20 protein-coding genes are annotated in these 22,615 nt (G+C 72.2%); 15 read left to right on the top strand and 5 right to left on the bottom strand.

The annotated features are described in order from the left end of the window. Positions 1–30 precede the first annotated feature (30 nt). The 5 genes from mmsA to uvrA all read left to right on the top strand — a co-directional run bounded on the left by mmsA (position 31) and on the right by uvrA (position 7,872). Positions 31–1,599, top strand: coding sequence for a multiple monosaccharide ABC transporter ATP-binding protein (gene mmsA / locus GPA02_RS00365; RefSeq protein WP_156197865.1), 1,569 nt, complete (start codon positions 31–33; stop codon positions 1,597–1,599). Further along, a complete protein-coding gene (mmsB, locus tag GPA02_RS00360; RefSeq protein ID WP_156197864.1) occupies positions 1,596–2,774 on the top strand; it encodes a multiple monosaccharide ABC transporter permease in 1,179 nt (392 codons plus the stop codon). Before mmsA ends, mmsB begins: the two co-directional genes overlap by 4 nt. A gap of 34 nt (positions 2,775–2,808) precedes the next feature. Beyond that, positions 2,809–3,975 (top strand): ROK family transcriptional regulator, encoded by a 1,167-nt coding sequence (locus GPA02_RS00355; protein WP_156197863.1) that lies wholly within the window; start codon positions 2,809–2,811, stop codon positions 3,973–3,975. Then, positions 3,972–4,778, top strand: a complete 807-nt coding sequence (locus GPA02_RS00350; RefSeq protein ID WP_240133795.1) for an ATP-binding cassette domain-containing protein — start codon at positions 3,972–3,974, stop codon at positions 4,776–4,778. The genes GPA02_RS00355 and GPA02_RS00350 overlap by 4 nt, the downstream gene beginning before the upstream one ends. Before the next feature lie 106 nt (positions 4,779–4,884). After that, the gene (gene uvrA, locus GPA02_RS00345; RefSeq protein ID WP_204986449.1) at positions 4,885–7,872 is read left to right on the top strand and encodes an excinuclease ABC subunit UvrA; all 2,988 of its coding nucleotides are present in this window, start codon (positions 4,885–4,887) and stop codon (positions 7,870–7,872) included. A 50-nt stretch (positions 7,873–7,922) separates the two neighbouring features. Here the strand turns inward: uvrA and GPA02_RS00340 are convergent, their stop codons facing one another. Beyond that, complete coding sequence (locus GPA02_RS00340) at positions 7,923–8,408, bottom strand: OsmC family protein (protein WP_156197861.1); 486 nt, start codon at positions 8,406–8,408, stop codon at positions 7,923–7,925. A 32-nt stretch (positions 8,409–8,440) separates the two neighbouring features. Between GPA02_RS00340 and uvrC the strand changes: the two genes are divergently transcribed. The 10 genes from uvrC (at position 8,441) to GPA02_RS00290 (ending at position 18,225) form a co-directional block, all read left to right on the top strand. Next, positions 8,441–10,444, top strand: coding sequence for an excinuclease ABC subunit UvrC (gene uvrC, locus GPA02_RS00335; protein ID WP_156197860.1), 2,004 nt, complete (start codon positions 8,441–8,443; stop codon positions 10,442–10,444). Then, positions 10,437–11,441: an RNase adapter RapZ gene (rapZ, locus tag GPA02_RS00330; RefSeq protein ID WP_156197859.1), complete on the top strand. Its 1,005-nt coding sequence runs from the start codon at positions 10,437–10,439 to the stop codon at positions 11,439–11,441. The genes uvrC and rapZ overlap by 8 nt, the downstream gene beginning before the upstream one ends. Beyond that, a complete protein-coding gene (locus GPA02_RS00325; RefSeq protein ID WP_240133794.1) occupies positions 11,434–12,441 on the top strand; it encodes a gluconeogenesis factor YvcK family protein in 1,008 nt (335 codons plus the stop codon). The genes rapZ and GPA02_RS00325 overlap by 8 nt, the downstream gene beginning before the upstream one ends. A gap of 17 nt (positions 12,442–12,458) precedes the next feature. Further along, the gene (whiA, locus tag GPA02_RS00320) at positions 12,459–13,442 is read left to right on the top strand and encodes a DNA-binding protein WhiA (protein ID WP_156197858.1); all 984 of its coding nucleotides are present in this window, start codon (positions 12,459–12,461) and stop codon (positions 13,440–13,442) included. Positions 13,443–13,655: 213 nt separating this feature from the next. Beyond that, the gene (gap, locus tag GPA02_RS00315; protein WP_156197857.1) at positions 13,656–14,660 is read left to right on the top strand and encodes a type I glyceraldehyde-3-phosphate dehydrogenase; all 1,005 of its coding nucleotides are present in this window, start codon (positions 13,656–13,658) and stop codon (positions 14,658–14,660) included. A gap of 107 nt (positions 14,661–14,767) precedes the next feature. Further along, positions 14,768–15,970 carry a phosphoglycerate kinase gene (locus GPA02_RS00310; RefSeq protein ID WP_156197856.1) on the top strand — a complete coding sequence of 401 codons (1,203 nt, stop codon included), beginning with the start codon at positions 14,768–14,770 and terminating at the stop codon, positions 15,968–15,970. Positions 15,971–15,976: 6 nt separating this feature from the next. Then, the gene (gene tpiA / locus GPA02_RS00305; RefSeq protein WP_156197855.1) at positions 15,977–16,774 is read left to right on the top strand and encodes a triose-phosphate isomerase; all 798 of its coding nucleotides are present in this window, start codon (positions 15,977–15,979) and stop codon (positions 16,772–16,774) included. Between the two features lie 96 nt (positions 16,775–16,870). Continuing rightward, positions 16,871–17,116, top strand: a complete 246-nt coding sequence (secG, locus tag GPA02_RS00300) for a preprotein translocase subunit SecG (protein WP_156197854.1) — start codon at positions 16,871–16,873, stop codon at positions 17,114–17,116. A 22-nt stretch (positions 17,117–17,138) separates the two neighbouring features. Further along, positions 17,139–17,486 (top strand): RNA polymerase-binding protein RbpA, encoded by a 348-nt coding sequence (locus tag GPA02_RS00295; protein WP_156197853.1) that lies wholly within the window; start codon positions 17,139–17,141, stop codon positions 17,484–17,486. 10 nt (positions 17,487–17,496) lie between these two features. Beyond that, complete coding sequence (locus GPA02_RS00290) at positions 17,497–18,225, top strand: DUF6882 domain-containing protein (protein WP_156197852.1); 729 nt, start codon at positions 17,497–17,499, stop codon at positions 18,223–18,225. A gap of 38 nt (positions 18,226–18,263) precedes the next feature. Here the strand turns inward: GPA02_RS00290 and pgl are convergent, their stop codons facing one another. Genes pgl through tal form a run of 4 tightly spaced genes read right to left on the bottom strand, consistent with a single transcriptional unit; the run spans position 18,264 to position 22,613 of the window. After that, on the bottom strand, positions 18,264–19,019 hold the full coding sequence (pgl, locus tag GPA02_RS00285; RefSeq protein ID WP_156197851.1) for a 6-phosphogluconolactonase: 756 nt from the start codon (positions 19,017–19,019) through the stop codon (positions 18,264–18,266). Continuing rightward, positions 19,016–19,942, bottom strand: coding sequence for a glucose-6-phosphate dehydrogenase assembly protein OpcA (locus GPA02_RS00280; RefSeq protein WP_156197850.1), 927 nt, complete (start codon positions 19,940–19,942; stop codon positions 19,016–19,018). The genes pgl and GPA02_RS00280 overlap by 4 nt, the downstream gene beginning before the upstream one ends. Next, positions 19,939–21,477, bottom strand: coding sequence for a glucose-6-phosphate dehydrogenase (gene zwf / locus GPA02_RS00275; protein ID WP_156197849.1), 1,539 nt, complete (start codon positions 21,475–21,477; stop codon positions 19,939–19,941). Before zwf ends, GPA02_RS00280 begins: the two co-directional genes overlap by 4 nt. Then, the gene (gene tal, locus GPA02_RS00270; protein WP_156197848.1) at positions 21,477–22,613 is read right to left on the bottom strand and encodes a transaldolase; all 1,137 of its coding nucleotides are present in this window, start codon (positions 22,611–22,613) and stop codon (positions 21,477–21,479) included. Before tal ends, zwf begins: the two co-directional genes overlap by 1 nt. Positions 22,614–22,615: the final 2 nt, after the last annotated feature.

The raw sequence follows: 22,615 nt of genomic DNA, 5'->3' as shown, positions 1-22,615 counted from the left end.
GAGCGTCGCCAAGTCTCGACGAGGAGAACCATGGCCGACACCATCCTCGAGATGCGCGGCATCACGAAGAAGTTCCCGGGCGTCACCGCGCTCGAGGACGTCAACCTCACCGTCACGCGCGGCGAGATCCACGCGATCTGCGGCGAGAACGGCGCGGGCAAGTCCACCCTCATGAAGGTGCTGTCCGGCGTCTACCCGCACGGCAGCTTCGAGGGCGAGATCGTCTACGACGGCAGCCCGGTCGCGTTCGGGTCGATCAACGACAGCGAGCGGCTGGGGATCGTCATCATCCACCAGGAGCTCGCGCTCATCCGCTACCTCTCGGTGTCCGAGAACATCTTCCTCGGCAACGAGCGCCGCGACCGCGCCGGCTTCCTGGACTGGAACCGCACCAACCACGAGGCCGCCGAGCTGCTCGCGCAGGTCGGCCTCGACGAGAACCCGACCACCCCGGTGGGGCACCTCGGCGTCGGCAAGCAGCAGCTGGTCGAGATCGCCAAGGCGCTGTCGAAGAACGTGCGGCTGCTCATCCTCGACGAGCCGACGTCGGCGCTCAACGACACCGACTCCGAGCACCTGCTCGACCTGCTGCGGCGGCTGCGGGACGAGGGCATCACCTCGATCATCATCTCCCACAAGCTCAACGAGGTCGCCAGCATCGCCGACCGCACGACGATCATCCGCGACGGTCGCACCGTCGAGACGATCGAGATGGACGGCAGCCCTGGCCTGCAGGAACGGATCATCCGGGGCATGGTCGGCCGCGACCTCGAGACGTTCTACCCCGAGCGCGAGTCCACGATCGGCGAGGAGGTCTTCCGCGTCGAGGACTGGACGGTCATGCACCCGACGCAGCCGGGGCGCGTCGTCGTCGACCACGCGACGCTGTCGGTGCGCGCGGGCGAGGTCGTCGGCATCGCGGGACTCATGGGCGCCGGCCGCACCGAGCTCGCGATGAGCATCTTCGGGCGCTCCTACGGCCGGCACGTCGGCGGCCAGGTCTACCTGCACGGCGTCCCCGTCGACACCAGCACCGTCGCCGACTGCATCCGGCACGGCATCGCCTACGTGACCGAGGACCGCAAGGGCTACGGTCTGAACCTCATCGACGACATCCGCCACAACATCTCCGCCGCCGGCCTGAGCAGGCTGTCGCGCGGCGGGCTGGTCGACGCCAACGCCGAGATCGCCGTCGCGGAGACCTTCCGCTCCGACCTCGGCATCAAGGCGCCCAGCGTGCTCTCGCTCGTCGGGCAGCTCTCGGGCGGCAACCAGCAGAAGGTCGTGCTGGGGAAGTGGCTGTACACCGAGCCCGAGGTGCTGATCCTCGACGAGCCCACGCGCGGCATCGACGTCGGCGCCAAGTACGAGATCTACGGCCTCATCAACCGCATGGTCGCCGCGGGCAAGGCCGTCGTCGTCATCTCCTCCGAGCTGCAGGAGCTGCTCGGGACCTGCGACCGCATCTACACCGTCGCGTTCGGCCGGGTGACGGGCGAGGTGCCCACCGCCGAGGCGACGCAGGAGAACCTCATGCGACTCATGACCCTGGAGAGAAACGTGACCGACGAGACCCTGCAGCCGGAGGTCGTCCGATGAACGCCGTCGCCTCCGTGTGGGAGCTGGCCCAGCGCAACGTCCGGCAGAGCGGCATCGTCGTCGCGTTCGTCGTCATCTGCGGGCTGTTCACGTTCCTCAACAGCAACTTCCTCAGCCCGGGCAACCTCACCAACCTGGTGCTGCAGTACTCCTACATCCTCATCCTCGCGATCGGGATGATGATCGTCATCATCGGCGGTCACATCGACCTGTCGGTCGGCTCGCTGGTTGCGCTCACCGGCGCGGTGGCCGCGGTCGTCGTCATCCGGCACGGGCAGCCGTGGTGGGTGGGCGTGCTCGCGGCGCTCGGCGTCGGGCTGCTCGTCGGTGCGTGGCAGGGCTTCTGGGTCGCCGTCGTCGGCATCCCGGCCTTCATCGTGACGCTCGCGGGCATGCTGATGTTCCGCGGCCTCACCTACCAGGTGCTCAACAACGTGTCGCTGTCCCCGTTCGGCGGCACCTACTACCAGATCAACAACGGCTTCCTCAACGGCCTGCTGGGCGGCCAGGGCTTCGACGTCTTCACGCTGGTGGTGTTCGGCATCGGTGTCGCCGGCTACGCGTTCAGCCAGTGGCGCCGCCGGCAGGGCCGCATCGCCTACAACCAGGTCGTCGAGTCGCTGCCGCTGTTCGTGGTCCGGCTCGTGCTGGTCGCGGCGGTCGTGATGGCGTTCGGCTGGCAGCTGTCGCAGAGCCGCGGGCTCCCGGTGGTGCTGGTCATCCTCGCCGTGCTGGTGCTCGTCTACGCGGTCCTCACCCAGTCGACGGTGTTCGGGCGGCACGTCTACGCGATCGGCGGCAACCTCAACGCCGCGCGGCTGTCGGGCGTCCGGGTGCGGTTCGTCAACTTCTGGATCATGGTCAACATGGGCCTGCTGGCCGCGGTCGCGGGCGTGATCTACTCCTCGCGCACCAACGGCGCCCAGCCGGGCGCGGGCAACATGTTCGAGCTCGACGCGATCGCCGCCTGCTTCATCGGCGGCGCCGCCGTCAGCGGCGGCGTCGGCCGGATCACCGGCGCGATCGTCGGCGGCCTGATCATGGCGGTGATGAGCAACGGCATGCAGCTGATGGGCGTCCCGACGTCGACGCAGCAGGTGGTCAAGGGCCTCGTGCTGCTGGTCGCGGTCGGCTTCGACGTCTACAGCAAGCGGCGCGGTTCGGCGACCGTGTGACGGCCCGCCACTAGCATGCGCCTGTGAGGCGGCAGTGAGTCGGACGACGGGTTCGCAGTCCTCGTTGCGGGAGGCGAACCGCACGCTCGTCATCGAGACGGTCAAGGAGTTCGGCGGCCTCACGCAGGTCGAGCTGATCGACGCGACCGGGCTCTCGGCCGCCACCGTCTCGACGATCGTCAAGGAGCTCACGAGCTCCGGCGTCGTCGACACCCAGCCGACGTCGCGCAGCGGCCGGCGCGCGCAGATGGTCACGCTGTCGCCGCAGACGGGGCTGGTCGCGGGCGTGCACGTCGCGCGGCGTCAGATCCGGGTGCTGCTGGGGGACTTCTCCTACACGACGCTCGCCTCGACGTCGCTGCCGGTGCCGTTCGACCAGCCCGCCGACACCGGGCTGGACCGGATCGCGCTGCTGCTCGCGGAGATGATCGACGGCGTCGGTCGCTCGACGTCGGACCTGCTCGCCGTCGGGATCGCCTGCCCGGCCCCGGTGGACGCGACCGGCATGGTCTCGGTGCGCGGCCTGATGCCGGGCTGGGAGGACGAGCAGATCGGCGAGCTGGTCGCCAAGCGGCTCGGGTGCGCGGTGCACGTCGACAACGACGCGAACCTCGGCGCGCTCGCCGAGGTCACGCTCGGCGCCTCGCGCGAGGTCGCCGACAGCCTGTGGCTCACCGTCTCCGACGGCGTGGGCGCCGGGCTCGTGCTCGGGCGGCGCGTGCACCGCGGGTTCGCGGGCGCGGCGGGGGAGATCGGTCACGTCCAGGTCGACCCGACCGGGTCCATCTGCCGCTGCGGCAACCGGGGCTGCCTCGAGACGGTCGTGGGCGCCGAGGCGCTGCTCGCGCCGCTGCGCCCGCTGCACCCGCACCTGACGCTGCGCGACCTGGTCGACCGCGCCGTCCACGGGGACGCCGGCTGCCGCCGCGTCATCGCCGACGCCGCCGCGACGATCGGTCGCGTCGTCGGCTCGGTGTGCCAGATGGTCAACCCGCCGATGGTCGTCGTCGGCGGCCCGCTCGCCGAGAGCGGCGAGGTGTTCCTGGAGCCGCTGCGGGCGGCCCTGGCGCAGCACACGATCAGGCACCTCCTCGGCCCGGTCGAGGTCGTGCCGAGCAGGCTAGGCTCGACGGCGGAGGTCACGGGAGCGCTCGTGCTCGCCGTCCAGCGGACCGACGTCACGCACAGGAGCGAGACATGACGGACACGCCGATGCACGCGGGGACCACGGCCCTGCACGACCTCGGGCCGGCCCCGGTGGCCGACGACGCCCGCACGCCCGTGCTGAGCGTGCTCGGGGTCTCCAAGCGGTTCGGCGCGGTCGAGGCGCTCGTCGAGTGCTCCCTCGACCTGTACGCGGGCGAGGTCGTCGCGCTGGTCGGCGACAACGCCGCCGGCAAGTCGACGCTGGCGAAGGTGATCGCGGGCGTGCTGCAGCCGGACGCCGGCTACCTCGAGATCGACGGCCAGCCGGTCTCGCTGCCCGGCCCGGGCGCCGCGCGCCAGCACGGCATCGCGGCGGTGTTCCAGGACCTCGGCGTGTGCGACAACCTCGACGTGACCGCCAACGTCTTCCTCGGGCAGGAGCGCACGCACCGTGGCCTGCTCGACCAGGGCGGCATGGAGCGGGTCTCGCGCGAGGTGCTGTCGATGATCGGCGCCAACGTGCCGTCGCTGCGCACCCCGGTGGGGCGGCTGTCCGGTGGCCAGCGGCAGGGCGTGGCGATCGCGCGCACGATGCTCGGCGAGCCGCGCGTCGTCGTGCTCGACGAGCCGATGGCCTCGCTCGGCGTCGTGCAGACCGCCGAGGTGCTCACGCACCTCGACCGGCTGCGCTCGCTCGGCATGGCGGTGCTGGTCATCGGGCACAACCTCAACGACCTGCGCGCCGTCGCCGACCGCATCGAGGTGCTGCGGCACGGACGCAACAACGGCTCCTTCGACGGCCCGACGTCGCGCAACGACGAGATCATCGGGGCGATCACGGGCGCCTGGCGGCAGTGACACCGGGCCGTCCTCGGCCGTCCGGGGAAGGTCGGCACGGGTCTCGGCCGGGCCGTGGGGCTGCGCCCGTGTGCGCAAGGACACGCCCCGACACCCCGTCGAACACATGTGCGATGTCGGTCGACCGACCTACCATGTCCGGGTGTCGGATTCCCTCGTCGTCCGTGGTGCGCGTGAGCACAACCTCAAGAACGTCGGTCTCGAGCTCCCTCGGGACCGTCTGATCGTCTTCACCGGGCTGTCCGGATCCGGGAAGTCGTCGCTGGCGTTCGACACCATCTTCGCCGAGGGCCAGCGCCGCTACGTCGAGTCGCTCAGCTCCTACGCGCGGCAGTTCCTCGGGCAGATGGACAAGCCCGACGTCGACTTCATCGAGGGCCTCTCGCCCGCGGTCTCGATCGACCAGAAGTCGACCAACCGCAACCCGCGCTCGACCGTGGGCACGATCACCGAGGTCTACGACTACCTGCGGCTGCTGTTCGCGCGCGCCGGCATCCAGCACTGCCCGGTGTGCGGCGAGCGCGTGACCGCGCAGACCCCGCAGCAGATCGTCGACCGCATCCGCGAGCTGCCCGAGGGCACCCGCTTCCAGGTGCTCGCGCCTGTCGTGCGCGGCCGCAAGGGCGAGTACTCCGAGCTCTTCCGCGAGCTGCAGAGCCGCGGCTTCGCGCGCGCCCGGGTCGACGGCGAGGTCGTCCAGCTCAGCGAGCCGCCGGTGCTGGAGAAGAAGCTCAAGCACTCGATCGAGGTCGTCGTCGACCGTCTCGTCGTGCGCGACACGATCAAGCAGCGGCTCACCGACTCGGTCGAGACCGCGCTCGGGCTGGCCGAGGGCCTCGTCGTCATCGAGCTGGTCGACGCCGACCCGGACGACCCGCAGCGCGAGCGCCGTTACTCCGAGAAGCGGGCCTGCCCCAACGACCACCCGCTGAGCCTGGAGGAGATCGAGCCGCGCACGTTCTCCTTCAACGCCCCCTACGGAGCGTGCCCGGAGTGCACCGGCATCGGGACGCGGCTGGAGGTCGACCCCGAGCTCGTCGTGCCCGACGAGGACCTGTCGATCGCCGAGGGCGCGATCGCGCCGTGGTCGCAGGGCAGCAGCAGCCAGTACTTCGACCGCATCCTCGCGGCGCTGGGCGAGGAGCTGAAGTTCTCGGTCGACACCCCGTGGCGGGCGCTGCCGGAGCGTGCGAAGAACGCGATCCTGCACGGCAAGGACCACAAGGTGCACGTGCGCTACCGCAACCGGTGGGGCCGCGAGCGCGCCTACACGACCGGGTTCGAGGGCGTGATCTCCTTCCTCGAGCGCCGGCACGCCGAGACCGAGTCGGAGTGGTCGCGCGAGAAGTACGAGGGCTACATGCGGGAGGTGCCCTGCCCCGCGTGCAAGGGCGCCCGGCTCAAGCCCGAGGTGCTCGCGGTCACCGTCGGCGGCATGTCGATCGCCGACGTCTGCGCGCTCCCGATCGCGCGTGCGCACGAGGTGCTCACCGGGCTCGAGCTCGGGCCGCGCGAGGCCGCGATCGCGGGCATGGTGCTCAAGGAGATCGACGCCCGGCTCGGGTTCCTGCTCGACGTCGGCCTCGACTACCTGTCGCTGTCGCGCCCCGCGGGCACGCTGTCCGGCGGCGAGGCGCAGCGGATCCGGCTCGCGACCCAGATCGGGTCCGGTCTCGTCGGCGTGCTGTACGTGCTCGACGAGCCCAGCATCGGGCTGCACCAGCGGGACAACCGCCGCCTCATCGACACGCTCACGCGGCTGCGCGACCTCGGCAACACGCTGATCGTCGTCGAGCACGACGAGGACACGATCCGCACCGCCGACTGGGTCGTCGACATCGGCCCCGGCGCGGGCGAGCTCGGCGGTCACATCGTGCACTCGGGCGACTACGCCGGGCTGCTGGAGGCGGAGGGCTCGCTGACCGGCGACTACCTCGCCGGTCGGCGCTCGATCCCGGTGCCGGCCGAGCGTCGCGCCCCCGCGACCGACCGCTGGATCACCGTCGAGGGTGCGCGCGAGCACAACCTCAAGGACGTCACGGTGTCGTTCCCGCTCGGCTGCTTCGTCGCGGTCACCGGCGTCTCCGGCTCCGGCAAGTCCACGCTGGTCAACACGATCCTCTACAACGTGCTCGCCAACGAGCTCAACGGCGCCCGGCACGTGCCGGGCCGTCACAAGCGGGTGCACGGGCTCGACCAGCTCGACAAGGTCGTCCACGTCGACCAGAGCCCGATCGGCCGCACCCCGCGCTCGAACCCGGCGACCTACACCGGCGTCTGGGACCACATGCGCAAGCTCTTCGCGGAGACGGCCGAGGCCAAGGTGCGCGGCTACGGCCCGGGCCGGTTCTCGTTCAACGTCAAGGGCGGCCGCTGCGAGGCGTGCTCGGGCGACGGCACGATCAAGATCGAGATGAACTTCCTCCCGGACGTCTACGTCCCGTGCGAGGTGTGCCACGGCGCCCGCTACAACCGCGAGACGCTCGAGGTGCACTTCAAGGGCAAGACTGTCGCCGACGTCCTCGACATGCCGATCGAGGAGGCCGCCGAGTTCTTCTCCGCGGTGCCGGCGATCGCGCGCCACCTGCGGACGCTGGTCGACGTCGGCCTCGGCTACGTGCGGCTCGGGCAGCCGGCCCCGACGCTCTCCGGAGGCGAGGCGCAGCGCGTCAAGCTCGCCAGCGAGCTGCAGAAGCGCTCGACCGGCCGCACCGTCTACGTGCTCGACGAGCCCACCACCGGCCTGCACTTCGAGGACATCCGCAAGCTGATGGGCGTCCTGCAGGGGCTGGTCGACAAGGGCAACACGGTCATCGTCATCGAGCACAACCTCGACGTCATCAAGAACGCCGACTGGATCATCGACATGGGTCCCGAGGGCGGCGACAAGGGCGGCACGGTCGTGGCCGAGGGCCCGCCCGAGCACGTCGCGACCGTCGCGGAGAGCCACACCGGGCGGTTCATCGCCGAGGTGCTCGAGCCGGGCCGGGCGGCGCCCACCAAGCAGGTCACCCAGGTGGCCCCGCTCGCACGCCCCAAGGCGCGGTCGGCGCGCCGCTCCGCGCGGGCCGCGAAGGCGGCCCGCAGCGCCTGATGGCGGTCGTGGAGCGCAGGGGTGGACGCGGCCCGGGCGGGCGCGGCCCGTCAGCGGGGCGTGACGACCTCGGTGACCAGCGGGACGTGACGCACCGGGAAGTTCACGGAGCGCGCGATGAAGCAGTGGGCGTGGGCGTCGTCGTGGATCTTGGCGACCACGGCCTCGTCGACGTCGCCCACGACCGTCAGCTGGGGGCGCAGCGTCACCTCGATGAACTGGCCGGCACCCGCCGACTCGACGCGCATCGTGCCGGTCGCGCGGTCGGAGTAGCCGACCACGACGACGCCCGCGCGCGCGGCCATGTGCAGCGCCCACAGCATGTGGCACTGGCTGAGCGACGCGACGAACAGGTCCTCGGGGGAGTAGCGCGAGGCGTCACCCCGGAAGGCGGCGTCGGCCGACCCGAGCAGCGGCGGCTTGCCCTCGACCACCACCTCGTGGTCGCGGCTGTAGGAGGTGTAGCTCGTGGTGCCCTCGGAACCGGCGCCGGTCCACGTGACGTTGACGGAGAAGCTGTGAAGACCACCACCCATAGCCGTCACGCTAGCGAACTACGCTGATCGGCATGGCGGATCCGAGGACCTACCGGCCCAAGCCGGGCGAGATCCCCACCCAGCCGGGCGTGTACCGGTTCCGCGACTCGCACGGCCGCGTCATCTACGTCGGCAAGGCGGTGTCGCTGCGGCAACGGCTGTCGTCGTACTTCGCCGACCTCGGCTCGCTGCACCCGCGCACGCGGCAGATGGTGACGACCGCCGCGAGCGTCGACTGGACCGTCGTCTCCAACGAGGTCGAGGCGCTGCAGCTGGAGTACGCCTGGATCAAGGAGTTCGACCCGCGGTTCAACGTCAAGTACCGCGACGACAAGTCGTACCCGTTCCTCGCCGTCACGATGGGCGAGGAGTACCCGCGCGTGCAGGTGATGCGGGGCAGGAAGAAGCCCGGCACGCGCTACTTCGGCCCGTACTCGCACGCGTGGGCGATCCGCGAGACCGTCGACCTGCTGCTGCGCGTGTTCCCGATCCGGTCCTGCTCGGCCGGTGTGTTCCGGCGCGCGGAGCAGACCGGCCGGCCGTGCCTGCTGGGATACATCGAGAAGTGCTCCGCGCCGTGCGTGGGCCGCGTCGACGCCGACCAGCACCGCGCGCTGGCGGAGGACTTCTGCGCCTTCATGGCGGGCGACACCTCGACGTACGTGCGCCGCCTGGAGAACGAGATGAAGCAGGCGGCCGCCGAGCTGGAGTTCGAGCGCGCGGCCCGGCTGCGCGACGACATCGGCGCGCTGCGCAAGGTCCTCGACCGCAACGCCGTCGTGCTGGGGGAGCGCACCGACGCCGACGTGTTCGCGATGGCGGCCGACGAGCTCGAGGCCTCCGTGCAGGTGTTCCACGTGCGAGGCGGCCGGGTGCGCGGCCAGCGCGGCTGGGTGACCGAGCGGGTCGAGGAGCTCTCCGACGCCGAGCTCGTCGACCGGCTGCTGCTGCAGGTCTACGGCGACGCCGAGCAGGGCGACACCGACGCGATCCCGCGCGAGGTGATCGTGCCGGTGCTCCCGGAGGACGTCGACGACCTCGAGGCGCTGCTCAGCTCGGTGCGCGGCTCGCGCGTGAGCATCCGGGTGGCGCAGCGCGGCGACAAGCGGGCGCTCGCCCAGACGGTGCACCGCAACGCCGAGCAGGCGCTCGCGCTCCACAAGACGCGCCGCGCGGGCGACCTCACCGCCCGCTCGCGCGCGCTGCAGGAGCTGCAGGAGGAGCTCGGCCTGCCGGAGTCGCCGCTGCGGATCGAGTGCTACGACGTCTCGCACACCGGTGGCACCGAGCAGGTGGCGTCGATGGTCGTCTTCGAGGACGGGCTGCCGCGCAAGAACCAGTACCGCCACTTCGTCGTGCGCGGCGAGACCGGCGAGGGCGCGCGCGACGACACCGAGGCGATGTACGAGGTGCTCACGCGCCGCTTCCGGCGCTACCTCGTCGACGCGGCCGGCTCGCCGGACGAGACTGACGGCGAGGGCGAGAGCGGGACGGACGGCGCGGACGCGGCGCGCGACGAGCGCGGCCGCGCCAAGCGGTTCGCGTACCCGCCCAACCTCGTCGTGGTCGACGGCGGCGCCCCCCAGGTCGCGGCCGCCCAGCGGGCGCTGTCGGACCTCGGCGTCGTCGACGTCGCGATCGTCGGGCTCGCCAAGCGGCTGGAGGAGGTGTGGCTGCCGGGCGAGGAGTTCCCGCTGGTGCTGCCGCGCACGTCCGAGGGCCTGTACCTGCTGCAGCGGGTCCGCGACGAGGCGCACCGGTTCGCGATCACCCACCACCGCAAGCGGCGCGCGAAGCGGATGACCCGCTCGGAGCTCGAGGGCATCCCCGGGCTCGGGCCCGGCCGGCAGAGCACGCTGCTGCGCGCGTTCGGGTCGGTCCGGAACCTGCGTGCCGCCACCGTCGAGGAGGTCGCGGCGGTGCCGGGCATCGGCCCGAAGGTCGCCCAGAGCGTCGTCGCGGCGCTCGGCGGCGCCCCGGAGAAGGATCGGGCCGAGGCTGCCGCCGGAACCGTGCCATCCTCGGACCATGACTGAACCAGGGCGCACCGACCGGCAGGAGGAGGACCCGCGCGAGCGGGACGGGGGCGAGGTGCCGCTCGACGACACGCTGCCGCCGACGGTGCCTGCGGGCATCCCGCTGCTGGAGGCGCAGACGCGGGTCCCGGCGGAGCCGCGTCCGGAGGTCATCATCGTCACCGGGATGTCGGGCGCCGGGCGCACCCGCGCCGCGGCGGTGCTCGAGGACCTCGACTGGTACGTCGTCGACAACCTGCCGCCGCGCATGGTGCTGCCGCTGGCCGGCATGCTCAGGCCGGGCGAGGGCGGCGTCAAGCGTCTCGCGGTCGTGCTCGACGTGCGCAGCCGCGAGTTCTTCGCGGACCTCGTCCAGGTGCTCGACGACCTCCGTGCGCAGCGCATCGACTACCGGATCGTCTTCCTCGACGCATCCGACGAGACGCTCGTGCGCCGCTTCGAGCAGGTCAGGCGGCCGCACCCGCTGCAGGGCGACGGGCGGATGCTCGACGGCATCCACCGCGAGCGGCAGCTGCTCGACCACCTGCGCGACCGCGCCGACGTCACGATCGACACCAGCTCGCTGTCGGTGCACGACCTCGCGCGCGCCGTGCGGGACTTCGTGGCCGGCGAGGGCAGCGCCGGGCTGCACATCACGGTCGTCAGCTTCGGCTTCAAGTACGGGCTGCCGCTCGACGCCGACCACGTCGCGGACGCGCGCTTCCTGAGCAACCCGTACTGGGTGACCGAGCTGCGGCACCTCACCGGCAAGGACGAGCCGGTGCGCGACTACGTGCTGGGCCTGCCCGGTGCGAAGGACTTCGTCACGCGCTACCTCGACATGCTCGAGCCGATCCTGCCCGGGTACGTGCAGGAGCAGAAGCCGTACGTGACGATCGCGATCGGCTGCACCGGCGGCAAGCACCGCTCGGTCGCGCTGAGCGAGGCGCTCGCCGCGGGTCTGCGCGAGCGCGGGCACAACGCCGTCACGGTGCATCGTGACCTCGGGCGTGAGTGAGGGGACTGCGCGGCCCGCGCGGCTGGGACGCGGCGGGGGGCTGCGGGTCACCGCGCTGGGTGGCGGTCACGGGCTGTCGGCGACCCTGGCGGCGCTGCGCCACGTGACGACCGACGTGACGGCGGTCGTCACGGTCGCCGACGACGGCGGATCCTCCGGTCGGCTGCGCGCCGAGATGGGGGTGCTCCCGCCGGGCGACCTGCGGATGGCGGTCAGCGCGCTGTGCGAGTCCTCGGAGTGGGGCGAGATCTGGCGCGACGTGCTGCAGCACCGGTTCCGCACCGGCGGCGAGCTCGACGGGCACGCCGTCGGCAACCTGCTGCTGGTCGCGATCTGGGAGCTGCTGGGCGACGAGGTCGCCGGCCTCGACCTCATCGGCCGGCTGCTCGGCGCCGCCGGGCGCGTGCTGCCGATGTCGACGACGCCGCTGGAGATCCAGGCCGACGTCCGCCAGCGCGACCGGCCGGACGCGCCGCCGCTGCTGGTGCGCGGGCAGAGCCGGGTGGCCGTGACGTCCGGGATCGTCGAGAAGGTGCGGCTGGTGCCGGAGGACGCCGAGGCGTGCCCCGAGGCGGTCGCGGCGGTGCGCGACGCCGACTGGGTGATCCTGGGGCCGGGCTCGTGGTTCACCTCGGTGATGCCGCACCTGCTGCTGCCGGGCATGGCCGAGGCGCTGCGGACCACGCGGGCGCGGCTGGCGCTCACGCTCAACCTGTCGTCGCAGCCCGGCGAGACCGCCGGCTACTCGGCGGCCGACCACCTCCGTAGCCTGTGCGAGTACGCGCCCGACCTGCGCGTCGACGTCGTCATCGCCGACCCCTCGGCGATCGAGGACCTCGACGACCTCGTCGCATGCGCAAGGATGCTGGGGGCACGCGTGCTGCTGCGGCAGGTGGGTGTGGGGGACGGCACACCCCAGCACGACCCGCTGCGGCTGGCGGCCGCGTACCGTGACGCGTTCGAGGGGATCTTGGGAGACGTGGGGGAGACCACGAGGTGAATGGCAGGATGTCGCTCATGTCGCTGACGGCCGACGTGAAGGACGAGCTCGCGCGGCTCAGGGTGGACAAGGTCTCCGCCCGCAAGGCGGAGGTGGCGGCGACGCTGCGCTTCGCCGGGGGTCTGCACATCATCTCGGGCCGGATCGTCATCGAGGCCGAGCTCGACACCGGGATCGCGGCCCGCCGGCTGCGGCAGGCGATCGCCGAGGTGTACGGGCACGCCAGCGAGGTGATCGTCGTCTCCGGCGGCGCGCTGCGCCGCGGCAACCGCTACGTCGTCCGCGTCGTCAAGGACGGCGAGGCGCTCGCCCGCCAGACAGGGCTGCTCGACTCGCGCGGCCGCCCGGTGCGTGGCCTCCCGCCGCAGGTCGTCTCCGCCAGCCTCAACGACGCCGTCGCCGCGTGGCGCGGCGCCTTCCTCGCGCACGGCTCGCTCACCGAGCCAGGCCGCTCGGCCGCGCTCGAGGTGACCTGCCCGGGCCCCGAGGCCGCGCTCGCTCTCGTCGGCGCCGCTCGTCGGCTGGGCATCGCCGCCAAGGCGCGCGAGGTGCGCGGCGTCGACCGCGTCGTCATCCGCGACGGCGACGCCATCAGCGCGATGCTCACCCGCATGGGCGCCCACGACGCGGTGCTCGCGTGGGAGGAGCGGCGCATGCGCCGCGAGGTCCGCGGCACCGCCAACCGGCTCGCCAACTTCGACGACGCGAACCTGCGCCGGTCCGCGCAGGCGGCGGTCGCGGCCGGTGCGCGCGTGCAGCGCGCCTTCGAGATCCTCGGCGACGAGGTGCCCGAGCACCTCGTGCAGGCGGGCCGGCTCCGGCTGGAGCACAAGCAGGCCAGCCTCGAGGAGCTCGGCCAGCTGGCCGACCCGCCGCTGACCAAGGACGCCGTCGCAGGCCGCATCCGGCGGCTGCTCGCGATGGCCGACAAGAAGGCGCACGCCGAGGGCATCCCGGACACCGAGGCGAGCCTCACGCCGGAGATGCTCGACAGCCTCTGATCCGCGCCGTGTGAGGCGTCTCACGGACCAACGGCCCGGGTCGCGGGCCTGCGGCGCGGTGTAACGTGAGGCACGCCGAGGACGCCGAGGGCGCCGGGCGTCCCCGAAGAGCCAGAGGTACGTCGCAGCAGCGCGGGCCACGCCCGCGCAGCCGTGTGCACAAGCAAGTCCGATATCGACAGATCGCGCGCCAGACGCGCCAGGAGGAACATCGTGACCATCCGCGTCGGAATCAACGGCTTCGGCCGTATCGGTCGGAACTTCTACCGGGCGATCCTCGCCACGGGCGCCGACATCGAGGTCGTCGGCGTGAACGACCTGACCGACAACAAGACCCTCGCCCACCTGCTCAAGTACGACACCGTCCTCGGTGTGCTCGACGCGGAGGTGAGCCACGACGACGAGAACATCGTCGTCGACGGCAAGAAGATCCGCGCCCTCGAGGAGCGCGACCCGGCCAACCTCCCGTGGGGCGAGCTCGGCGCCGACATCGTCATCGAGTCCACCGGCTTCTTCACCGACGCGACCAAGGCCAAGGCGCACATCGACGCCGGCGCCAAGAAGGTCATCATCTCCGCGCCCGCGAAGAACGAGGACGCCACGTTCGTCATCGGTGTCAACCACACCGACTACGACCCGGCCGCGCACCACGTCATCTCGAACGCCTCCTGCACGACCAACTGCCTCGCGCCGCTGGCCAAGGCGCTCAACGACGCGATCGGCATCGAGCGTGGTCTCATGACCACGATCCACGCCTACACCGGCGACCAGAACCTGCAGGACGGCCCGCACCGCGACCTGCGTCGCGCCCGCGCCGCCGCGCAGAACATCGTGCCGACCACCACCGGCGCCGCCAAGGCGGTCGCCCTCGTGCTGCCCGAGCTCAAGGGCAAGCTCGACGGCTACGCGCTGCGCGTCCCGGTCATCACCGGCTCCGCCACCGACCTCACCTTCACCGCCTCGCGCGAGGTGACGGTCGAGGAGGTCAACGCCGCCGTCAAGGCCGCCGCCGAGGGTGCGATGGCCGGCACCCTGCAGTACACCGAGGACCCGATCGTGTCCGCGGACATCATCACCAACCCGCACCAGAGCATCTTCGACGCGGGCCTGACCAAGGTGATCGGTGACCAGGTCAAGGTCGTCTCCTGGTACGACAACGAGTGGGGCTACAGCGTGAGCCTCGTCAAGCTCACCGACTACGTCGGCGAGCGTCTCTGACCCACGCGTGGCACGACGCCCGCGTCCGCGTCCCGGCGACGTGGGCGCGGGCGTCGGCACGCACGGGCCCGGAGCGGTCGAACCACCACATCGAGCTGGAGTGAGCCATGAAGACGATCACTGACCTCGGCGACCTGCGCGGCAAGCGCGTGCTGGTCCGGGCAGACTTCAACGTGCCGCTGGACGGCACCACCATCACCGACGACGGTCGCATCCGCGCCGCCCTCCCGACGATCACGACCCTGCTCGACGGCGGCGCCCGGGTGGTCCTCGTGGCTCACCTCGGCCGCCCCGCCGGCACCGGCTTCGAGGAGAAGTACTCGCTCGCGCCCGTCGCCGCGCGTCTCGGCGAGCTGCTCGGCCGCGAGGTCGCGCTCGCCTCTGACCTGGTCGGCGACTCGGCCCGCGAGACGGTCGACGCGCTGGCCGACGGCGAGGTCGCGCTGCTGGAGAACGTGCGCTTCGACAGCCGCGAGACCAGCAAGGACGCCGCGGAGCGCGACGCGCTCGCGACCGAGCTCGCCTCGCTCGCCGACGTCTACGTCTCCGACGGCTTCGGGGTCGTGCACCGCAAGCAGGCCAGCGTCTACGACGTCGCGACCAAGCTGCCGCACGCCGTCGGCGGTCTCGTGCAGCGCGAGATCGAGGCGCTGCGCCGTGCGACCGACGATCCGGCCCGGCCCTACGCCGTCGTGCTCGGCGGTGCGAAGGTCTCCGACAAGCTCGGCGTCATCGAGAACCTGCTGAGCAAGGCGGACCGGCTGCTCATCGGCGGCGGCATGGTGTTCACCTTCCTCGCCGCGCAGGGCCACGGCGTCGGCAAGTCGCTGCTCGAGGCCGACCAGATCGACACCGTCAAGGGCTACCTCGCCACCGCTGCCGAGCGCGGCGTGGAGATCGTGCTGCCGACCGACGTCGTCGTGGCGCCGGAGTTCGCAGCCGACGCGCCCGCCACCGTGGTGGGCGTCGACGCGATCCCCGACGACCAGATCGGTCTCGACATCGGCCCCGCGTCCCAGCAGGCGTTCGCCGCCGCGCTGGCCGACGCGAGGACGATCGTGTGGAACGGCCCGATGGGCGTGTTCGAGTTCCCGGCGTTCGCGGCGGGCACCCGGGCGGTCGCGCAGGGCATCGTCGACGCGACGGCGTCCGGTGCCTTCAGCATCGTCGGCGGTGGCGACTCCGCCGCCGCCGTGCGCGCGCTGGACTTCGACGAGTCCGGCTTCAGCCACATCTCGACCGGCGGCGGGGCGTCGCTGGAGCTCCTGGAGGGCAAGGACCTCCCTGGCATCTCGGTTCTGGAGGACTGACCACTCATGGCAGCTGCACGGACGCCCCTCATGGCGGGCAACTGGAAGATGAACCTCGACCACCTGCAGGCGACGCACCTCGTGCAGAAGCTCGCGTGGGCGCTCAAGGACGCCAAGCACGACTTCTCCTCGGTCGAGGTCGTCGTCGTGCCGCCGTTCACCGACCTGCGGTCGGTGCAGACGCTCGTCGACGCCGACAAGCTCGAGATCGGCTACGGCGCGCAGGACGTGTCGGCGCACGCCAGCGGCGCCTACACGGGCGAGATCTCGGCGACGATGCTCGCCAAGCTCGGCGTCCGCTACGTCGTCGTCGGGCACTCGGAGCGTCGTCAGTACCACGGCGAGGACGACGCGCTGGTGAGCGCGAAGGCGAAGGCGACGCTCGGCGCGGACATGGCGCCGATCATCTGCGTCGGCGAGGGCCTGGACGTGCGCAAGGCGGGGGAGCAGGTCTCCTACACGCTCGCGCAGGTCGAGGGCGCGTTCGCCGGGATCGACGCCGAGGCTGCTGCGCGCTGCGTCGTCGCCTACGAGCCCGTCTGGGCGATCGGCACCGGTGAGGTCGCCACGCCCGAGGACGCGCAGGAGGTCTGCGGGGCGATCCGCGAGCAGCTCGGCCGGCTCTACGACGCGAGCGTCGCCGACCGCGTGCGCGTGCTCTACGGGGGCTCGGTGAAGTCCGGCAACGTCGCCTCGATCATGGCGCAGCCCGACGTCGACGGCGCGCTCGTCGGCGGCGCGAGCCTCGACGCCGAGGAGTTCGCCTCGATCGTCCGTTACCAGTCGCACCAGGTCGGTCTCTAGCCGACCGCACGCACGCCCTCGGCCCGGGGTGACCGGGCCGGGGGCGTGCGCAGGTTAGACTCGTCCGGTCCCCGGGTCCGTAGTGAGGAGTTGCGCGTGGGCGCGCTGACCATCGTTCTGCAGGTGCTGCTGGTGCTCACCAGCCTGCTGCTGACCCTGACGATCCTCATGCACAAGGGCAAGGGAGGCGGGCTGTCCGACATGTTCGGCGGCGGCATCTCCTCCAGCATCGGCAGCTCGGGGGTCGCGGAGCGCAACCTGAACCGGATCACGGTCGGGACGGCGCTCGTCTGGTTCGTCGTGATCGTGCTGCTGGGTCTTGTCCAGCGTGTGAGCCTGTAGGGCGAGAAGGAGCGGTAACAGCGTGGCTGGTGGGAGTGCGATCCGGGGTTCGCGCGTGGGCGCGGGCCCGATGGGTGAGGCCGAGCGGGGCGAGGCCGCCCCGCGCGTCTGGGTCTCGTACTGGTGCTCGCAGGGTCACGAGACCCGGCCGAGCTTCGCCGAGGAGCCGGGCATGGTGGTGCCGGAGCAGTGGGACTGCCCGCGCTGCGGCCTGCCGGCGGGCCAGGACAAGGACAACCCGCCCGAGCCCCCGAAGAACGAGCCCTACAAGACGCACCTGGCGTACGTGAAGGAGCGTCGTTCCGACGAGGACGGCGCCGCCCTCCTCGAGGAGGCCCTCGCCGCGCTGCGGGCCCGCCGGGGCGGCTGAGCAGGCCGGCATGATCCCGCTGCCGGGGGTGCAGGCGGTCGCCGACCACGGCGCCCTGCACGCCCTGCTGGGGCAGCGACGCCTCGAGGAGCACCTGCAGGCCGCGCTGGGGGAGTTCACCCTCGGCGGCGACCCGTCCGCGGGCCGGCTGTGGTTCGCCTCGACGACCGACCCGGAGCGCCGCGTCGACACCCGGCCGCACCTGGTCGCGAGCCTCGCGCCGGGGCCGCGGTCGCTGCTGTGGGGCTGGGCGCACCCGCAGGGCACGGGCACGGCCGCGCAGAGGCTGCGGCAGCTGGGGGAGCAGCACGGCATCGGCGAGCTCACCGTGCCAGAGGTGCCGTTCGACACGACCGCCACCGGCCCGGAGCTCGGCACCGAGGTGATGGACGCCGCGCACGTGGTCGCGGCCGCGGCCGTCGAGGCGACGGGTCTCACGCCGTACTACGTGGCGCCGATCGGCGGCGGCTCGGTCATGGTGTACCTGCTCGAGGGTGTGCCGCTGCGACCGTTCGACCTCGGGCTCGACGGCGCCGGGATCGGCTCGGCGCTCATGGAGGCCTCCAGCACCGACCTGCGCGCGAGCCTCCTGGGGCTGGCCAGGCACACCGGGCTGGGCGTCCGGCAGGACGCGACCACCGTGGAGATCGCCGACGCCCGCGGCTCACGCGTGACCGGCACCTGCGACGAGCAGGGTCGGCTCACCGGCCTCTCGATGCACCTCGTGCCGCCGGCCTGACCGCCGGAGCGGTGCGTCGGTCCGCCGGCGCGCGGTGGTCAGCCCGCGTCCGCGCCCGCTGCGGCGGCGTCGAGCAGCCAGAGCGTCACGTCCTGGCCACGCACCCGGGCGGCGGGCAGGTCGCCGCCGGCGAGCGCCGTCGTCACCGCCTCGGCCTTGTCGGCGCCGGCGACGACGAACCACACCTGGCGGGAGTCGTCGAGCACCGGCAGCGTGAGCGACAGCCGGGCCGGCGGCGGCTTGGGGGAGTCCGGCTCCGCGACGACCGCGCGGTCGGTCACCCCGAGGCTCTCCTTGCCGGGGAACAGCGACGCGACGTGCCCGTCCGGCCCGACTCCGAGAAGGGTGACGTCGAGGACCGGCCAGCGGGCGCCGTCGGGCGCGTGCGCGGCAAGCTCGTCGGCGAACGCCGCGGCGGCCTCCTCGAGCGACCTGGTGCCGTCGTCGGCGGGGAAGGGGTGGATGTTCTCGGCCGGCAGCGGCAGGGCGTCCAGGAGCGCCTCGCGCGCCTGCTTCTCGTTGCGGTCGTCGCTGTCGGGGGCCACGTAGCGCTCGTCGCCCCACCAGACGTGGACGCCGGTCCAGTCGACGAGGTCGCGCAGCTCCGAGCGGGCGGTCTCGGCCAGCACCTTCGTGCCGACGGTGCCACCGGTGACCGCGACGTGCACGGGGCGGCGGAGCGCCTGGGCGTCCAGGAGCGCCAGCAGCAGCCGAGCGGCGGTCGCACGGGCGACGGCGTCGCCGTCGGGGTGCACGACGACCGCGCGCTCGTCGTGGGGCCGGGGGTCGCTCATGATGCCACCGTGACCTTCGGCAGGCCCTTGACCAGCACCGCGTGGTAGACCTCGTCGGGGTCGAGCCGGCGCAGGTCCTCCATGAGGCAGTCCTGCAGCGGCCGCTTCGCCATCGCGACGCGACGCTCGGGCTGGTCGGGGTGCGTGATCGTCACGACCGCGCTGCCCACGGGGCGGCGCATCGAGATGGTGCCGCTGCGGCGGACGATGTCGATGCCGTCGACCGCGGTCGAGCTCGGTACGTGCTCGAGCGTCACCGGCAGCCGCAGCGCGTACGCGAGCCACCCGGAGAACAGGTACGACGACGGCCGCTGCGTGCTGCCGTAGACCCGCACCTCCTTGACCGGCTCGTAGGGCGGCTCGTCGAGCGCGGCCGCGACGACGCCGCGCCACAGCGTGGTGCGCGCCCAGCTGAGGTCGGTGTCGCCGGGCGCGTAGGTCTCGGCCATCCGGTGCAGCAGCCCGATCGGGTCCGAGCACTCGCCGACGTCGGAGATCCGGCGCTGGGCCATCGTGCCGAGCAGGTCGGCCGACATCACCTCGGGCGGGTGCTTCGGCCACCACACGACGATCGGGGCGTCGGGCAGCAGCAACGGCGTCACCAGCGTGTCGACCTCGTCGCGCCCGGGCCCGCGCGGCTCCAGGATGATGACGTCGCTCGCGCCGGCGTCGGCGCCCACGCGGATCTCGGCGTCGAGCCCCGCGGTGCGGCGGCCGTCGCCTGGCGCGACGACGATGACGCGGCACGGGTGCTCGCGGCTCGCCGCGTTGGCGGCGTCGACCGCGGTCTCGACGTCGGCGCCGTCGGCGACGATGACGAGCGTCAGCACGCGGCCGAGCGCGACGGCGCCACCTTCCTCGCGCAGGTCGACGAGCCGGTTGGCGATCGCCGACGACGTGGTGTCCTCCAGCCTGATCTTCACGGTCGCCTCCAGACCCGCCCGTCGCGCGCGAGCATCTCGTCGGCCGAGGCCGGGCCCCACGTGCCAGGCCGGTAGGTGTCGGGCCGCCCGTGCGACTCCCAGTAGTCGAGCACGGGGTCGAGGATCTGCCAGGACAGCTCGACCTCGCGCTGGCGCGGGAACAGCGGCGGGTCGCCGAGCAGCACGTCGAGGATGAGGCGCTCGTAGGCCTCGGGCGAGGACTCGGTGAAGGCGTGCCCGTAGCCGAAGTCCATCGTGACGTCGCGGACCTCCATCTGGGTGCCCGGCACCTTCGACCCGAACCGGATCGTGACGCCCTCGTCGGGCTGCACCCGGATGACGATCGCGTTGTGCCCGAGCTCCTGGGTCGCCTGCTGGTCGAACGGCAGGTGCGGCGCCCGCTTGAACACGACAGCGATCTCGGTGACGCGGCGCCCGAGCCGCTTGCCGGTGCGCAGGTAGAACGGCACCCCGGCCCAGCGGCGGTTGTCGATGTCGAGGCGGATCGCGGCGTAGGACTCGGTGCGGGAGTCGGGGTCCATGCCCTCCTCCTCGAGGAATCCCACGACCTGCTGCCCGCCCTGCCAGCCGGCCAGGTACTGACCGCGCGCGGTGTGGCGGCCGAGGTCGCGCGGCAGCCGCACCGAGGACAGCACCTTCTCCTTCTCGGCCCGCAGCTCGTCGGCCTCGAACGAGGCAGGCTCCTCCATCGCGGTGAGCGCGAGCAGCTGCAGCAGGTGGTTCTGGATGACGTCGCGCGCCGCGCCGATGCCGTCGTAGTAGCCCGCGCGCGACCCGATGCCGATGTCCTCGGCCATCGTGATCTGCACGTGGTCGACGTAGTTGGCGTTCCAGATCGGCTCGAACATCTGGTTCGCGAACCGCAGCGCCAGCAGGTTCTGGACCGTCTCCTTGCCGAGGTAGTGGTCGATCCGGAAGACGGCGTCGGGCGGGAACACCTCGGAGACGACCCGGTCGAGCTCCTGCGCGGAGGCGAGGTCGTCGCCGAAGGGCTTCTCGATGACGACGCGGCGCCAGCTGCCCTCCTTCGGCGTCGAGAGCCCGACCTCGGCGAGCTGCTCGCACACGACCGGGAACTGGCTCGGCGGCACCGACAGGTAGAAGGCGTGGTTGCCGCCCGTGCCGCGCTCGGCGTCGAGGCGCTCGACCGTGCGGGCCAGCCGCTTGAACGCCTTGTCGTCACCGAACTCGCCCGAGACGAAGCGCACGCCCTGGGACAGCTGCTCCCAGACCCGCTCGTCGTACGGCGTCCGCGCGTTCTCCTTGATCGCCTTGTGGACGATCGAGCGGAAGTCCTGGTCCTCCCAGTCGCGGCGAGCGAACCCGACCAGCGCGAAGCCGGGCGGCAGCAGGCCGCGGTTCGACAGGTCGTACACCGCGGGCATCAGCTTGCGTCGCGCCAGGTCGCCGGTGACGCCGAAGATCACCAGGCCGCACGGCCCGGCGATGCGGGGCAGCCGGCGGTCCGACGGCAGCCGCAGCGGGTTGACCCCGGGGGCGATCCGTGCCGGCATCAGCCCTCCACCTGCTGGTCGGCGGTGCCGAGCCCGGTGGCGACGGTGTCGAGGAGCTGCGCCCAGCTCTTCTCGAACGACGCGACGCCCGCGCTCTCGAGGTCGGTGAGGATCGACTCGAACGGCACCCCGAGCCGGGCGATCGCGTCGAGCGTCTCCCGGGCGGCGTCGTAGGTGCCCCGCACCACGTCCTCGCCGGTCGCGGCGCCGTGGTCGGCGACGGCCTCGAGGGTGGCGCGCGGCATCGTGCTGACGACGTCGGAGGTGACCAGCTCGTCGACGTACTTCGTGTCCGGGTACGACGGGTCCTTGGTGCCGGTCGACGCCCACAGCGGGCGCTGCGGGTGCGCCCCGGTCAGCGCCGCGAAGCGCGGCGTGCTGAAGATCTCCTCGTAGATCTCGTAGGCGAGACGCGCGTTGGCGACCGCCGCCGCGCCGCGCAGATCGGCCGCCTCGGGGGTGCCGATCTCGTCGAGCGCGGCGTCCACCTGGGTGTCGATCCGGGAGAGGAACAACGAGGCCACCGAGCGGATCGAGGACAGGTCGATGCCGGCGGCCTCGGCCTGCTCCAGACCGTCGACGTAGGCCTGCGCGACCGCGCGGTACCTGTCGAGGCTGAAGATCAGCGTGACGTTGACGCTGATCCCCGCGCTGATCGCCGCCGTGATCGCGGGCAGCCCCTCGACCGTCGCGGGGATCTTGATCATCACGTTGGGCCGGTCGACGGTCCGCCACAGCGCGCTGGCCGCCGCGACGGTGGCCTCGGTGTCGTGCGCCAGCCGCGGGTCGACCTCGATCGACACCCGGCCGTCGCGACCGCCGGTCGCCTCGTAGACGGCGCTGAACAGGTCGCACGCGGCCCGCACGTCGTCGGTCGTGATCGTCGTGACGGCGTCCTCGACCGAGGTACCTGCGGCGCCGAGCGCACGGAGCTGCTCGTCGTAGGCGTGCCCGTCGGCGACCGCGGTCGCGAAGATCGTCGGGTTGGTCGTGACACCGACGACGTGCCTGGTCGCGACGAGGTCGGCGAGCGTGCCGTCCTGCAGCGCGTCACGGGACAGGTCGTCCAGCCAGACCGACACGCCCGCAGCGCTGATCCGGGCGAGCGCGTCGCCCGCCGTGGTGCTCTCGGTCATCG

Source organism: Actinotalea caeni (assembly GCF_009733795.1).
GTDB classification, from domain to species: domain Bacteria; phylum Actinomycetota; class Actinomycetes; order Actinomycetales; family Beutenbergiaceae; genus Pseudactinotalea; species Pseudactinotalea caeni.
Note: the sequence above shows the minus strand (reverse complement) of the source record. Positions and strands in the feature narration are given on the sequence as shown.